13 protein-coding genes and 1 riboswitch are annotated in these 14,640 nt (G+C 65.9%); of the genes, 10 read left to right on the top strand and 3 right to left on the bottom strand.

Annotated features, from left to right (window positions below; translation table 11 throughout):
* Nucleotides 1–34: 34 nt before the first annotated feature.
* From G5C50_RS06665 to G5C50_RS06650, 4 genes are all read left to right on the top strand, one after another.
* A complete protein-coding gene (locus G5C50_RS06665) occupies nucleotides 35–1,750 on the top strand; it encodes an FAD-dependent oxidoreductase (protein WP_240906989.1) in 1,716 nt (571 codons plus the stop codon).
* 249 nt (nucleotides 1,751–1,999) lie between these two features.
* Nucleotides 2,000–2,770, top strand: a complete 771-nt coding sequence (locus G5C50_RS06660; protein ID WP_165067250.1) for a Bax inhibitor-1/YccA family protein — start codon at nucleotides 2,000–2,002, stop codon at nucleotides 2,768–2,770.
* A gap of 366 nt (nucleotides 2,771–3,136) precedes the next feature.
* A complete protein-coding gene (locus G5C50_RS06655; RefSeq protein WP_165066790.1) occupies nucleotides 3,137–3,670 on the top strand; it encodes a hypothetical protein in 534 nt (177 codons plus the stop codon).
* Nucleotides 3,671–3,827: 157 nt separating this feature from the next.
* Nucleotides 3,828–4,874, top strand: coding sequence for a N(4)-(beta-N-acetylglucosaminyl)-L-asparaginase (locus tag G5C50_RS06650; protein WP_165066787.1), 1,047 nt, complete (start codon nucleotides 3,828–3,830; stop codon nucleotides 4,872–4,874).
* A gap of 100 nt (nucleotides 4,875–4,974) precedes the next feature.
* Here G5C50_RS06650 and G5C50_RS06645 read toward each other — a convergent pair whose 3' ends face one another.
* Together G5C50_RS06645 and G5C50_RS06640 are read right to left on the bottom strand one after the other, a co-directional pair.
* Complete coding sequence (locus tag G5C50_RS06645; protein WP_165066784.1) at nucleotides 4,975–6,072, bottom strand: DUF1559 domain-containing protein; 1,098 nt, start codon at nucleotides 6,070–6,072, stop codon at nucleotides 4,975–4,977.
* A gap of 63 nt (nucleotides 6,073–6,135) precedes the next feature.
* Nucleotides 6,136–6,486: a peptidase associated/transthyretin-like domain-containing protein gene (locus G5C50_RS06640; RefSeq protein ID WP_165066782.1), complete on the bottom strand. Its 351-nt coding sequence runs from the start codon at nucleotides 6,484–6,486 to the stop codon at nucleotides 6,136–6,138.
* 344 nt (nucleotides 6,487–6,830) lie between these two features.
* Nucleotides 6,831–7,040: riboswitch (cobalamin riboswitch) on the top strand.
* 69 nt (nucleotides 7,041–7,109) lie between these two features.
* Between G5C50_RS06640 and G5C50_RS33160 the strand changes: the two genes are divergently transcribed.
* The 4 genes from G5C50_RS33160 to G5C50_RS06620 are packed head-to-tail and all read left to right on the top strand — an operon-like array spanning nucleotide 7,110 to nucleotide 10,137.
* A complete protein-coding gene (locus tag G5C50_RS33160; protein ID WP_165066779.1) occupies nucleotides 7,110–7,322 on the top strand; it encodes a DUF1289 domain-containing protein in 213 nt (70 codons plus the stop codon).
* Complete coding sequence (locus tag G5C50_RS06630; protein ID WP_206107605.1) at nucleotides 7,319–8,314, top strand: FecCD family ABC transporter permease; 996 nt, start codon at nucleotides 7,319–7,321, stop codon at nucleotides 8,312–8,314. Before G5C50_RS33160 ends, G5C50_RS06630 begins: the two co-directional genes overlap by 4 nt.
* 56 nt (nucleotides 8,315–8,370) lie before the next feature.
* Complete coding sequence (locus G5C50_RS06625; protein ID WP_206107604.1) at nucleotides 8,371–9,132, top strand: ABC transporter ATP-binding protein; 762 nt, start codon at nucleotides 8,371–8,373, stop codon at nucleotides 9,130–9,132.
* A 3-nt stretch (nucleotides 9,133–9,135) separates the two neighbouring features.
* Entirely contained in the window at nucleotides 9,136–10,137 is a 1,002-nt protein-coding gene (locus tag G5C50_RS06620) for an ABC transporter substrate-binding protein (RefSeq protein ID WP_165066773.1), read from the top strand.
* Between the two features lies 1 nt (nucleotide 10,138).
* On the opposite strand, the gene G5C50_RS06615 is transcribed toward G5C50_RS06620, so the two are convergent.
* A complete protein-coding gene (locus G5C50_RS06615) occupies nucleotides 10,139–12,418 on the bottom strand; it encodes a mechanosensitive ion channel domain-containing protein (protein ID WP_165066770.1) in 2,280 nt (759 codons plus the stop codon).
* A 160-nt stretch (nucleotides 12,419–12,578) separates the two neighbouring features.
* Here G5C50_RS06615 and G5C50_RS06610 point away from each other — a divergent pair, with 160 nt between their 5' ends.
* Both G5C50_RS06610 and G5C50_RS06605 read left to right on the top strand, forming a co-directional pair.
* Nucleotides 12,579–13,193 (top strand): pseudouridine synthase, encoded by a 615-nt coding sequence (locus G5C50_RS06610; RefSeq protein ID WP_165066767.1) that lies wholly within the window; start codon nucleotides 12,579–12,581, stop codon nucleotides 13,191–13,193.
* 108 nt (nucleotides 13,194–13,301) lie between these two features.
* Nucleotides 13,302–14,561 (top strand): multidrug effflux MFS transporter, encoded by a 1,260-nt coding sequence (locus tag G5C50_RS06605; RefSeq protein WP_165066764.1) that lies wholly within the window; start codon nucleotides 13,302–13,304, stop codon nucleotides 14,559–14,561.
* Nucleotides 14,562–14,640 lie beyond the last annotated feature (79 nt).

The raw sequence follows: 14,640 nt of genomic DNA, 5'->3' as shown, positions 1-14,640 counted from the left end.
GCAGGATCATCTGGCTGTCCCAAGAGGTTTTGGTATGACGACGCGTCGTGAATTGCTGCGCCAGGGTGGAAGAGCGTTGACGCTGCTGCCACTGCTGGGTTCTTCCATGTCTGAGCGGCAGGCTCTAGCAAGGCTCGCAGCGCCTCGGGGAGAGATCGCCGCTGATCTCGTCATCGTCGGCGGTGGAGTGGGGGGAGTGGCTGCGGCCCTGGCGGCTTTGAAAGCCGGCCTTCGCGTGGTTTTGACAGAACCCACCGACTGGATCGGCGGGCAGCTTACGAGCCAGGCCGTGCCGCCCGACGAGCACCCCTGGATCGAGCAGTTCGGCTCGTCGGTCTCCTATCGAGCCTATCGTTCAGGCGTCCGCCAGTATTACAAGACCCATTACCCGCTGACGGTGGAGGCGCTCGAGAATCCGTTCCTCAACCCGGGCGGAGGCGGAGTCTCCCGCCTTTGCCACGAGCCGCGCGTGGGGTTGTCTGTCCTGACGGACATGCTTTCGGCGTACGCTTCCACAGGGAAGCTCCTCACGCTTTTGGAGCACCAGCCGACCCGGGTCGACGTCCAGGGGGATCGCGTTCGAGCCGTCTTCGTTCGCAATCTGCGAACCGGGGACGAGATCGCGTTGACCGCCCCGTACATCCTCGATGCCACCGAACTCGGCGACCTCTTGCCGATGGCCGGCGTCGAACACGTCGTGGGAGCCGAATCGCAGGCCCAGACCGGCGAGCCCCACGCCCTCAGCGAACCCGCTCCGGGCATCCAGCAGGCGTTCACCGTCTGCTTCCCGACCGAGCACAGGCCCGGCGAAGACCACACGATCGACCGTCCCGCGGAGTACGACTTCTGGCGCAACTACGTCCCCGAGCTGTCGCCCCCCTGGGCGGGGAAGTTGCTCAGCTTGACCTATTCGCAGCCGATCACCCTCAAGCCCATCACCCAGGGCTTCGACCCGACCGGCAAGGGGAAAGGGTTGTGGCTCTATCGAAGGATCCTCGATCCGTCGATCTTCCGTCCCGGCGCCTACGACGGCGACGGCGTAACCCTCGTCAACTGGCCTCAGAACGACTACCTGCTGGGACCGCTCGTCGCCGATGGGCAGACGGCCGAACAGGCCGAGGCCCACGTCCGTCGGGCGAAGCAACTCAGCCTGTCCCTGCTCTACTGGCTTCAGACGGAATGCCCCCGTCCGGACGGCGGCGTCGGTTGGAAGGGCCTCCGGCTCCGTCCCGACATGGTAGGGACCGACGACGGGCTCGCCAAGGCTCCGTACGTTCGCGAGTCGCGCCGAATCAAGGCGGAGTTCACTGTCACCGAAAACCACATCGGCCTTGAGGCTCGTCGCAAGGCGCTGGGGAAGGACGACGTCTCCGCCGAGCCGTTCTGGGATTCCGTCGGCGTGGGGAGTTATCGGATCGACCTCCACCCGGCGACCGGCGGCAAGAACTACGTGGACGTCGGCTCGCTGCCGTTTCAGATCCCCCTCGGGGCTCTCCTGCCAGTCCGCGTCGAGAATCTTCTGCCCGCCTGCAAGAACCTGGGCGTCACCCACATCTCCAATGGCTGCTTCCGTTTGCATCCCGTCGAATGGTTGATCGGCGAGGCCGCCGGCTCGCTTGTGGCCCATTGCCTGGCGATCAAGGAATCACCCCGGGCCGTCCGGGGCGACCGACAGAGGTTCACGGCGTTCCAGAATCGTCTCAAGGCCGAGGGCGTGGACGTCGCCTGGCCGCACGCCACGGCGCGATGAAGAGAACTGGAGACCATTGAACGCGATTGATGGATTTGGTCCCCGGTCGAATCCGGCGAACTCGGGGCCGAATCCCGTCGTATAGTGGAGATATCGAGGCAGTTCCGCGCGACGGCGGTTCTGCTTGCCAAATGGGGAGGGGGAGTCGAGAATAGGCCCGTTGACGGCCCCGGCCCCCGAAGCTTGGCCGACCGGCTGAGTCCGTCGCGTTTCACGAAGGAGACGATTCCCGTGGCCTACGACAAGTCGCTGTCCTCCAGCAATCCGGCCTTCTCGCAGGATATGTTCGCCGGTTACGACCAGGTGTACGGCGCGCCTCGGAGCATGGTGACGACCGTTCAGGGAACGGTCAGCAAGACGTTCCTTCTGCTGGCTATCCTCTCGGCGACCGCCCTGTGGTCCTGGAACGCCGCGGGGTCAGGTCAACTGGCGGGTGCCGTCGTCGGCGGTTCGGCGCTGGCCGGCTTCATCGTCGGCATGGTCACGATCTTCAAGCCCACGCTCGCTCCCTGGACGGCCCCCATCTACGCTGCAATGGAAGGCGTTTTCCTGGGCGCCGTCTCGCAGGCCGTTGAGATGGGGCTGCGAATGAAGTACGGCAACGCCTATCAGGGCGTGGCCCTCCAGGCGGTCTCGCTCACGGCGGGAACCACACTGGTCATGCTGTTCCTTTATGCCAGTGGCACGGTTCGGGTCACGGACAAGCTGAGATCCGGCGTCATCATGGCGACCGGCGCGCTGATGCTGTTCTACGTGGCGACGATGCTGCTCCGCCTTTTCGGCGTCCAGATGCCGCTGGTTTGGAGCGCGACGCCTTTGGGCATCGGTTTCAGCGTCCTGGTGGTCGGCCTGGCGGCGTTCAACCTGCTGCTGGACTTCGACTTCATCGAAGAGGCCGCTCGCCGCGAGGCCCCCAAGTACATGGAGTGGTACGGCGCCTTCGGCCTGATGGTCACCCTGGTCTGGCTGTACCTTGAGATCCTCCGCCTGCTGAGCAAGCTGGCGAACAGCCGCGACTGAGCGACGGCCCATTCTCCCCGAGTCTCCGATGAGGCCGGCGGCCCCTGCAGATCGTAGGGGGACGCCGGCCTTGTTCGTGCGCCAGGCCCGTTGCAGGTTGGCCTTGCCGGAGCGGGGCGGTCGGAGTAATCTGCGGCCCACCTCGAATGAGCCTCAAGTTCCGGGTCGCATTCGCCGACTGGGACGCATGAGCTGACGACGACGCCGGAGTCGTTGGTCCAACACCGACGACGACCGGACGATCAGGACGACCGGGGCCCGGTCGATCGAGCCGGCGCGATGCGATGCGCCGGGGCGGTCGGGCGACCAGACGACGGACGGCCCAGGACGGGTCGGCCGGCCCTTGGAGAATGGAGTCGAGCCGTCATGCGAATCAGGTTCTGGAAGGCGTCGGCGCTGGCAGCGGGGATCGTGACCGGCTCAGTCCTCGGCGGCCCGCTCTTCGGCCAGGAAACGAAGAACACCCCCGTTCCTCCCGTCCCAGCCACGGGGAAGGCGACGGCCGACGAGCCGGCCAAGGCGACGCCCAAGGGGCGAACGATCGCGCTGAAGCTCGTCGTTTCGGACGTCGGATCGAAGGGCTGCGAGGTCGAGGTCAAGCCGGCGAATCCTTCGTGCGTCTTCAAAACGCAGAGCTTCCACCTGGATCCCCTCACCGGCCTCGGCGAGAGCAAGAAACTCGTGACTTTGACGGACGTCGACATCCGCGGCGCTGACCGCAACTGCGCCGTCGCCGTGACGGTTCGTCAGGACGGGCTGCCCCCCAAGACCATTTACCGCGGCTTCCGCGTGGCCGCCAGCCCCAAGCCCGGGGCGGTCGAGTCGTTCGAGACCTGCATGAGCTGCCCGACGAAGGCTTCCTCGATCGCGACGACCGACAAGCCGGGGGCCCGTCGCTGAGGGTTTAGGACCCGTAGGCGAAGCGGAAAGAAAGAGTGTGGCGGCAGGCCGTGCGATCCCCGAGAATGCTGGGGATCGGACGGCCATTCTTTCGCGCGCCGAGCCGCGGCGGCCGTCGACGGTGGATCGACAGGTTTTGAGAGGTGGAAGTCTTCGCATGCGCCGACCGATGAACCGCCGTTATTTCATGGGGACCACTGCCGCAGCCAGCCTGAGCACGCTGGCGATTGGGGCGACCGAGCCGAAACCGATCGGCGACCGCAAGCCGATCGCCGTTTCGAGCGGCAACGGCCTGCGGGCCGTCGAGAAGGCCGTGGAACTGGTCAAGAAGGGGATCGACCCGCTCGACGCGGCCATTGAGGGCGTCGCGATCGTCGAGGCCGACCCCAAGGACAATTCGGTCGGTTTCGGCGGTCTCCCCAACGAGGACGGCGTCGTCGAACTGGATGCGGCGGTGATGCACGGGCCGACCCACGGCGGCGGATCGGTCGCCTCGATCCGCAACATCATGCACCCGGCGGCCGTCGCCCGTCTGGTCATGAAGCGGACGCGACATTGCCTGATCGTCGGTGAAGGGGCGTTGCGATTCGCCCGCGCCCACGGGTTCCCCGAGGTCGACCTGCTCACCGACGAGTCGCGGCGGATTTGGCTCCACTGGAAGGAGACCCGCGACGCCAACGACGACTGGGTCCCGCCGCCGCAGACCGAAGCCGCCCACCTGGACGAGTACATCAAGAAGCGCGTCACGGGTACTATCCACTGCTCGGTGCTCGACACCCACGGCGATCTGGGCTGCACGACGACCACATCGGGCCTGTCGTGGAAGATTCCCGGTCGCGTCGGTGACTCGCCGATCCTGGGGGCAGGGCTCTACCTGGACAACGAGGTGGGCTCCGCCGGCTCGACGGGAGTCGGCGAGGCCAACTTGTTGCATTGCTCCAGCTATCTCGTCGTTGAGAACATGCGCCGCGGGCTGGCGCCGAAGGACGCCGTCATGGAGGCGCTCAAGCGGATCGCCGAGAGCAGCATCCGCGACCCCAAACGTCGGCGGCCCGACGGCAAGACGACGTTCAACGTCTCGTTCTACGCCGTCTCCAAGGACGGCCGATTCGCCGGCGGCTGCATGTATCCCGGCGGCAAGATGGCGGTCCACGACGGCGACTCGGCGAAGGTTGTGCAACTCGACCCGCTCTTCGAGAAATGAGCGCCGAACGCGCATGAAAGAGCCCCGGTCGGTCGTCGAGTGACGAGGCCGCCGGGGCGTTGTCAGCGCGGTGGAGAGGAATCGACGACCCTATCCAGGATCAGTAGGAGTCGGCGCTGATGACTTCGCCGCCGCTCTTCGTGACCAGGCCGCGGAGCGTGACGACGCTGATCGAGTCCTTGATGAAGCGGACCGAGCCGTCGCCCATCAGGACGTTGACGCCGCCGGAGTGGAACGAGAACAACTCGTCGTTGGCGCCGGCGTTGTTGCCGCCGGTGGCGCCTGTCTGGAGCCAGGGGGTCGCCTCGTAAGCCGGCTTGAACTTATTGTTCGGGGCGCCGGAGACGCCGTAGGCGTTGTCGGGCTCAGCCCACCGCCAGTAGCGCCGCTTCATGCCCGATCCGCCGGCCGGGCCCTGTTCGCCGGCGTAGTAGGTCGAGGGATAAGCGGTGCCGTCGCCGTACATCTGGCCCTCGGTATAGGGGCTGATGAAGCGGGGATCGCGGCCGGCGTCTTCACCGATCAGGATCGTGTTGCTGGTGCCGTCGGTGATCTCGGAGATGGTCGTCTTGCCCTGCTTGAGGGCGCCGTCCTGCCTAGTGGTCTTGTCACGGTACGGAGTGGCCGTGGTGGGGGAGAGGGCCACGCCCGTGGGGCTGATGTCGGTGTAGCAAGTCGGGCCGTAGTCGGTGTAACCGTAGCCGCGGCCGTACTTGGTGGAGATCGGGTCGTTGGGGTCGGCTCCGTCCGAACCGCCGGCCGGCGAGCGGTTGGCCGAGGGGCAGAGGAAGACGTTCATGACCGTCGAGGCTCCGGTGAAATTCATCCCGGTCGCCTCATTGTATTCCTTGACGTTGAAGTTGAGGGAGTTGTAGATCGTGCCCCCTTCAATGAACGTCAACACCCGGGCGAGAGTGCTCCAGCCGCCATCGACGAACTGAGTGCCCGCCGTCGGCGTCAGGCTGTAGTTGGTCGATTCGCCGCCGGGCGGGAAGGCGCCGTTGCCGCTCTCGTAGTTGTGGATCGCCAGCCCGATCTGCTTGAGGTTGTTGACGCACTGGGCGCGGCGGGCGGCTTCGCGGGCGCTCTGAACGGCCGGCAACAGCAGGGCGATCAGCACGGCGATGATCGCAATCACGACCAGCAGCTCGATCAGCGTGAATGCCGATCGGGCGGACTTCTTCTCAGACGCAAACATGAAAGCCATACTCCCTGTAATTCGAATCGGACGTGTTCGTGGTGGCGTCGGGGGCGGGATCGGTCACTTGACGAGGACGAATGGGTCCAGGGCGTTGTCGGCGGGCTTGACGGCCGCCGTCAGCCCCGAGGAACTCTCGTCGCCGTACTTGGCGGGGTAGGGGGCCGGCGCAGCGGACTTTCGGCCGCCACGAGCCTGGGAGTCGGCCTTCGATGGGTCGCGCTCGATGCGCACCTTGTAGGTCCCCTCCGGCGCGCCGTCGCCGTAGGAAGACCTGAGGACGAATGAACCGTCGTCGCCGAGGGGGGACGAGAACTCCATCCCCATTTCAGGGGCTGCGAAGACGACGACGCCCGAAGCAAGAGGCTTGCCGTCGGCCAGCTTGACCGACCCCTTGACGGGGTAGGTCTTCATCGTCGGAACCTCTCCCGACTCCGAACATCCCTGCAGCGCCGCGATCGCGATCGTCGCCGCCGCCAAGAGGCACCGCGGGACGATCCGCCCGCGGGGAGACTTCACTTTGAACATTGATCCTGGCTCGTTGGCCCTGGGTAATCCATCACGATGACTAACAGGAATTAAGGTACTCCCGCTCGATGAGGGGGCGGCGAGGAATGAGCGAAACCCGGATGTGCGATATGTGAAGATTTCGCAAGGAAGGGGGAGGGTGGCTTCAGTCGTAGGGCGGCGGCTGGGCAGCCGCTCGACGACCTTCCCAGTGTCGTGCGCTTGATAAACTTGTCCCTGGGGATTCTAATAGGATCGCGCTCCCGACGGGTGCCCGTGAGGTCTGATACGTCAGGCTTCGGGGGAGAATAGGGAAGCCGGTGAAATTCCGGCGCGGGGCCGCCGCTGTGATCGGCCAGGGAACGGACGAAAGACCACTGCCGCGAAGGTTGCGGCGGGAAGGTCGTCCGGGACCGCCAGGAGCCGAGAGCCAGAAGACCTGCCCGTCGGGGGATCGATCTGAAACGGCCTCATCGCGTGGCGATCGGCCGCCATCCCACCAGTCGCCCGGCCCGGCGGAAAGGTCTCCCTTGGTCTCTCCCTGCATCGGCGTTTGCCGATTGGACCCCTCGTCCATCTATTGCGTTGGTTGCGCCCGTTCGAGGGCCGAGATCGCCGCCTGGGGTCGGTCCACGGCTGATTACCGGGATCGCGTCATGGCTGAACTCCCCGAACGAAGGATTCGGCTTGGGCTGACGCCGGTTCGGGCGAACGTGGCTTCATGCGAGGGCGATGCGCCGTGAAGTCGCGCACCGGCCGACTCATGGGCCTGCTGACGTTGCTCGTCGCCGTGGGACTCTTGAGCCTGGGAGTGGGTTCCGTTTGGCTCTCGCCCGGGGAGATCTTCGACGCTCTGCTGGGGCGAACGTCTTCAGACTCGATGCAGACGGCGACGATCGTTCGCGAGCTTCGGCTGCCGCGGATTCTGTTGGGGAGTCTCGTCGGGCTGGCGTTGGGAGCGGCGGGAGCGGCCTATCAGGGGCTCTTCCGAAACCCGCTGGCGGATCCTTACGTCATCGGGGCTTCAGCCGGCTCGGCGCTAGGGGCGACGCTCGTGATGGTGGCGGGAGGGGCGGGGGCCCTGGGCTTCGGAGCCATTCCCCTCGGCGGGTTTCTGGGGGCGATGGCGGCGGCATGCCTCGTCTACCTGACGACGACCTGGTGGGGGCCTGCGCCGATCGTCTCACTGCTGCTGGCGGGTTCTGCCGTGAGCAGCTTCCTGGGGGCTGTCGTCTGGTTGTTGATGGTGCTCCATGATGAGGATCTGGCGCGGATCGTCCTCTGGATGATGGGGAGTCTGGCAGGCCGAGGATGGTCGGCGGTGCTTGGCGGCGGCCCTTACATCGCGGTCGGTTTCCTGGGACTTTGCGCGTTGGCCCGACCTCTGGACGCGCTCTCGCTGGGCGAGCAGCCGGCGCAGGCCCTCGGGTTGCCGCTGAAGTCGATCAGTGGCCTGATCGTGGCGGCGGCCAGCCTGGCGACAGCCGCCGCTGTGGCCGTCGCGGGGGTAATCGGCTTCGTCGGTCTGATCGCTCCTCATCTGGCGAGAGCCCTTGTTGGGGCCAGGCACCGCTACTTGATTCCAGCTTCCGGACTCGCGGGCGCCATCCTTCTCATCCTGGCCGACGACCTGGCGCGGACCGTCGCCGCGCCCATCGAACTTCCTGTGGGCGTTCTGACGGCGATTCTCGGCGGTCCCTTCTTCCTCGTCGTCCTGCGGAGGTCGCTGCGATGACCGCCGCCGCACCTCGTCTCCGAGTCGAAGGACTTTCCTGCGGATACGGACGGGGGTTGCCCGACGTTCTGACGGGGGTCGACCTGACCGTTGAATCGGGCACGGTCCTGGCGCTCCTGGGGCCGAACGGATCGGGCAAGACGACCTTGCTGCGAACGATCGCCAGGATCTTGCCGCCCCGAGGTGGGAAGGTTCTCGTCGATGGCGAGGACGCCTGGAAGCGCGGTCGCGCCTGGGCGCATCGCCGCGTTGCGATCGCCCTTCAGGACGATCCCCAGGGATCGCGGTTGACCATCGATGAGGTCGTCCGGCTCGGCCGCGCTGCGCATCGAGGGTGGTGGCTTCCCATGACCACCGAGGATGAGGCCGTCGTCGACCGAGTCCTCGATCGCACCCGGCTCTCAGGCATGCGCGACCGAACCGTCGACGCCCTCTCCGCCGGCGAATGGCAGCGGGTCGCGCTCGCCCAGTCGCTGGCGCAGGAGCCGCGCGTCCTGTTGCTCGACGAACCCACGGCGCATCTGGATTGGCACTATCAGTTCGAGATCCTCGACATGGTCGACCGCCTGGCGCGAGAGGAGGGGTTGGCCGTCGTCGTGAGCCTTCACGATCTGAACCAGGCGTCGACCTGGGCCGACCGGATCGCCCTGCTCTCCGAAGGGGGCGTAATGGCCGTCGGCGAGCCCGAGGTCGTTCTGACGCCCGAGATCCTCGCTCGCGCCTACCGCTGCCCGGTCCTCGTCGACCGTCATCCCGTCTCCGGCTCGCCGATCATCCTCCCGGCGCCAAGACCTCGCCGCGATGAAGTGAGAAAGTAAGTGATGAATCGATATCGACGTATCGCCTGGTCGCTGTTGCCGGTCGCACTGGCCGTCGCCGGCTGCAACCGAGGTCCGACCGCGCCGACTGCGAACCAGCCCAAGGCCGCCACGCAACCGCGCCTACTCAGCCCAGTCCGTGTCGAGGGCGACGGCTGGCCGAAGCGTGTGTCCGACTCAACAGGGCGACAGGTGACGATTCCCGCGCCACCGAAACGCGTGGTCTCGCTGGCTCCGTCGAACACGGAGATCCTGTTCGCCGTCGGTGCAGGGGACCTCGTCGTAGGCGTGACGATGATGGACGACTACCCCCCTGAGGTGAAGTCGCGAACCTCGATTGGCGGTATGGCTCCGGGGAGTATGAACCTGGAGACGCTCACGGCGCTCAAGCCCGACCTTGTCCTGGCGACGGCGGGCGTCCAGCAGCCGGTGATTGAGCCGTTGCAGCAACTTGGGCTGACTGTCGTGGCCTTCGACGCTGAGAAGCCCGCCGACGTTGTGCACAACATTCGGGCCGTCGGCCGGGTCGTCGATCGTGGGGAGAACGCAGAGCGTTTGGCTTCCGAGTTTGAAACGCGTCTGGAGGCCGTCCGTAAACGCGTGGCCGATCGTCGAGAAGCGCGTCCGAAGGTGCTCTACTTGCTCTACGACGATCCGCTGATGACCGTCGGCCCCGGGACATTCCTCGGAAAGATGATCGAGGAGGCCGGGGGCGTGAACGTCTTCGCCGATGTTTCCTCGAACTACCCCACCCCCAGCGACGAGCAGGTCCTTGTCCGTGCGCCGGAGGTCATCCTGGCGACGTTCGGCCTCATGGGGGGCGGGGGCAGGTCCGAGGAAGAGAATCAGAAGCGCCTGACCAATCGTCCCGGCTGGCAAGACGTCCCCGCCATTCGCAACCGTCGGATCCACGCGCTCGACGAGAACCTGACGACCCGCATCGGCCCCCGATTGGTCGAAGGCCTGGAGGCGATCGAAAGGGCGCTGACCCCGCCGAGCCAGTGAATCAACCGCCGGGAGGCGTTGACGGCGGGGTGACCGGAGGCAGAAGCACCTTCTTCTCCTGGAACTTCTTCTTCAGCCGCTTGAGGAACTCTCGCTTGACGTTCCATTGCTGGAGCGGCAGCGTCTTGATCGAGAACAGGATCACGACGGCGTTGTCGGTGAGTGCATCGACGCCCATCATGTTCAGGTCGTCGACGATCATCAGACGGAGCTTGGGGTCCTGGCGGATCTCCTTGCCGAGCTCCTGAATGATGGCGATCACTCGATCGACGTCCTCCTCCCAGGCGATTCGGACCGCGAACGAGGCGCTCGACCAGCCGTGAGTCATGTTGATGACTGAGGTGGTGGCGCCGTTGGGGAGGAAGTGCAGCCCGCCGTCGCCGTCGCGCAGGGCCGTCATTCGGAGCGTGATCTGCTCCACCTGGCCGCTGTGCTCGCCGATTTTGACGACATCCTTCAGCTTGTATTGATTTTCGAGAAGGATCATAAACCCATAGAAGAAATCCTTGATGAGATTCTGGGCGCCGAACGCCACCGCGACGCCAGCTACCGCGGCTCCGCCCAGCAGCGGAGCGACCGGCAGTCCGACCTGACTCAATAAGGTTGAGGTCCCGCCGATCAGCACGAGTGCGCTGCCGGTGTTTTGAAGTACGCTGACGAGCGTCTCCATCCGGTTGTCGCGTTCGGCCTTCGAACCGCGCAACCCCCGCGCGGCGAAGATCTCGACCAGCTTGTGAGAGTAGCGGCTCACAAGCAGGTAGAGCAGGGACATGATGACGAGCGTCCCCACGACCGACGGCCCGTGCATCCAAAGCCAGGACCGGATGTTGTGCGAGGAGAAGGGGCTTTCCAGGGCTTCCACCTTCTCCTGGGTCTTTTCCAACCCCTCCTTGGCCGATTGGGCGCGAAGACTCGTCTTCTGGAGGGCGTCGGCGACCATCGCCCGTTCTTCGACCATCTCGTCGAGCCGGGCCTGCAGTCGCTTGACGTCTTCGGAAGCCGTGAGAATCCGGCGGTTCATCTCGCCCATGGCGTCGGTGCCGTCATGGGTCCACGCCTGGAGAGCGGCCGATGGGCGTCCCGACTGCATCTCGGCCTGGAGGAAGTCTCGCGTTTTGGTCGCGTTCTCGACGCTCTCGCGTGAGAGCTGCACCAGTTCGCGAATGAGTTCCAGCGATCGGGCGAGACTCTGCACCCGCGCGTCCAGCGTCATCGTCCGTTCCTGGAGCTTCTGGACGGTCGTGCTCTTGGCCCGGAGATCCTGTTTGGCCGAGATCAACTCCTTGCTGGGAGGGAGGGCGGCCTTCTTCTCGGCTTCGGCGGCGGGCGTCTCGGCTCTCTTTTCGGCGTCGGACTTGGCTGTTGCGTCCTTGGCCTTCGCCTCGTCCTTCGCGGCCTGCTTGGCGTCGACCGCCTTGGGAACAAGAGGCTGGCCGGGGACGATCGGGATCTGAACCACGGGGGGCGCGGCAGCCGGCGCGGGGGCGGGCTGCGCCGGGGCGGGCGCGTCGGTCGATGGCTCGGTCGATGCGGGAGCGGCGGCCGGCGCGGCGTCTGGTGGGATCGCGGTTGCTCCGTCAGCGGGCGAGGGCGTTCCCGGCGCGGCGGGCGTCGGGGACGCCTCGGTTGCGGGCTCGTCGAGAAATCGGCTCAGATCGCCCGTGGCCAGAACGGCTTTTAGGCGCCGACGGTCATGGTCTAGGACGCTCCGGAGGATGTTGACCCGCTCCAGGGCCAGCATCCGCGTACGGAGGTCCAGGTCGAGCCGTTCACGCGCGAGCTTCCAGGGCTCCTCCAGACCTTTGGCCTGGCGTTCGATTTCGGCGACGCGGTCTTGTTGACCCTCGGCCTGCGCCTTCTTCTTTTCGCGTTCGAGGCTCTTCGCCAGGTCGTCCAGGTGCTGGAAAACGTCGCGGGCTGCCTCGCTCTCCGCTTGATCTTCGAGCCGCGGAGCCAGGTCGTCCAATTCAAGCTGGTTGCCGCGGATGATCCGCTCCAGCATCGCCACGACCTCGGCCGGGGAGAGTCGCGCCGCTTCGCCGGTGACAGGATCGACTAGATCGGCCTTCTGTCCGAGGGGGCCGGTCGCAAGTGGATCTGGACCGACTCTCGAGGCCGCATCTTCGGGCTTGCCGGGCTTGAGGTTAGCCAGCCGCTCCGACGTGAAATACTCGCAGCCCGATGTGAGCAAAACGGCACCAGCGATGCAGACTGCCAGCATCAGTCGGAAGGCGAGGTGACGGATGGGTCGGGCATTGGCGCGGTCGAACGAGGGAGTCAACGGCGTCCTCGATGAGATGACTGGCCACGCGACGGCGTCCGTGATTCCGTCGCAGAAAGGGTGGGTGGTCGGCGGCGACCGACTATACATTGGGATTCCCGAGGTTGCCAAGGGCTGCAAATGTCGCGCCGGAGGGAGCCTCGCAGCGGGAACGACATCAATGTCTCGAACTTTGAAGCTGTTCAAGCCTTACGACGTCCTCTGCCAGTTCACCGACGACCTGGGACGGGCCACGCTCGCGGACTTCGTTTCCATCCCCAACGTTTACGCCGCGGGGCGCCTGGATCGCGACAGCGAGGGGCTGCTGCTTCTGACCGATGACGGCTCGCTCGCCCACAGGCTGACCGATCCTCGTTTTGAGCATCCCAAGACGTATCTCGTTCAGGTCGAGCGAGTCCCAGACGAACCGGCGCTCGAAGCTCTCCGCAGCGGCGTCACGCTCGCCGACGGCCTGACCAGACCGGCCGAGGTGGAACTACTCCCCGAGCCCCCTGAACTTCCCGAACGTCCCGTGCCGATCCGGTTTCGTAAGAACGTCCCGACCGCCTGGATCCGCTTGACGCTTCGCGAGGGCCGGAATCGTCAGGTCAGGCGGATGACCGCCGCCGTTGGCTTCCCGACCTTGCGGCTCGTCCGATGGGCGATCGGCGGCGTCACGCTGGAAGGGCTGGAGCCGGGAGGATGGGCGGAACTATCCGCGGACGAGAGTGCGGCCCTTCGATCGATCCTCGGCTCGCCCGGGACACGTTCCCGACGGCCTCCGCGCCGGCGATGATCACGCAGCCTCTTGCCTTACGCTCTACGATTCATTCATCAACCCCATGAAATCCCACGCCGATCCTCCTCCCTCGGCTCTCTGAACCCCGCCGGAATTGTTCTCCTGATGACTCACGACGAGACGCCGAACCGCCTCGACTCCAAGGGGGCCGGCCTCGGCCTTCGCTTTCTGATCTTGCTCGGTCTGCTGGACGCCTTCGGGCCGCTCGGGATCGACATGTACCTGCCGGCCTTCCCGGAGATCGGCCGCGACCTGCACGCCGGCGGCGGGCGGGTCGAGTTGACTCTCTCTTTGTTCCTCGCCGGCCTGGCGATCGGCCAGCTTATTTGCGGGCCGATCTCCGACCGTATCGGGCGACGCAAGCCACTCCTGTTCGGCGCTGCGGCGTTCGCGGCGGCGTCGGTCGTCTGCGCCTTCACGCGGTCGATCGAGGCTCTGATCGCCGCTCGGTTCATCATGGGACTGGCCGGCGCGACGGGGATGGTCGTCGCCCGCGCGGTGGTTCGCGACGTCTATGAGGAGGGCGATTCGGCTCGGGTCTACTCCATGCTCATGCTGGTGATCGGCGTCGCGCCGATCATTTCTCCCTCGCTCGGTGCGTGGGTCATGGTGTTCGGCGGTTGGCCGGCGATCTTCTGGTCGCTGGCGCTCTTCGCCTGCGTCTGCGGGGCGGGGGTCCTTCTCGATATGCCCGAGACCCTGGCGGACGACCGCCGTGATCGTGAGCCAGCGGTCTCGATCGCCCCTCGCTATGTCGAGGTCTTCACCGATCGACGCTTCCTTGGCTACGCGATTCCCTCCAGCCTGGCGCTGGGGATGATCTTTGCGTACGTCACCGCGGCGCCGTCGATGTTCCTGAAGCACTTCCAGCTCTCGCAGACGGCGTTCAACGTCGTGTTCGCGGGCAACGCGATCGGTCTGATCGGCGCGGCGCAGGTCAATCGTCGCCTCTCGCGGTATTTTGACACCCACGGCATCCTGCGAGGTGCTTCGAGAGTCAATGCGGTTGCGGCCGTCTTGATGGCGAGCCTCGCCTGGACCGGCGTCGGCGGGTTCTCGATCTTCCTGGCGACGATCTTCTTGTCGCTGTCGATGATCGGCCTGATCCTGCCGAACGCCACGGCGGCGGTGATGGCCCCGTTTCCCGACCACGCCGGGGTGGCCTCGGCCTTGCTGGGGGCCTTGCAGTTCGCGGTCGGCGCGGCGGCCGGTGCGGCGGTCGGATTGGCCAGCGACGGCACGCCCCGGGCGATGGCCCTGACGATGGCCTGCTTCGCAACAATTTCCCTGGCGGTCTCCACGGTGGTCGAACGTCGCCGGGGGCAGGCCGAAGAGACCGAGTGGGCTGTCGCGGCCGGGTCGTGACGACGTTTCATCGAACACGTCGCCTCTCTTCATCGATCGTCCATCTGGCCTTAACAGGCTTGTGCTATCTCTATCTCCG

It is taken from the genome of Paludisphaera rhizosphaerae (assembly GCF_011065895.1).
Taxonomy (GTDB): Bacteria; Planctomycetota; Planctomycetia; order Isosphaerales; family Isosphaeraceae; genus Paludisphaera; species Paludisphaera rhizosphaerae.
Note: the sequence above shows the minus strand (reverse complement) of the source record. Positions and strands in the feature narration are given on the sequence as shown.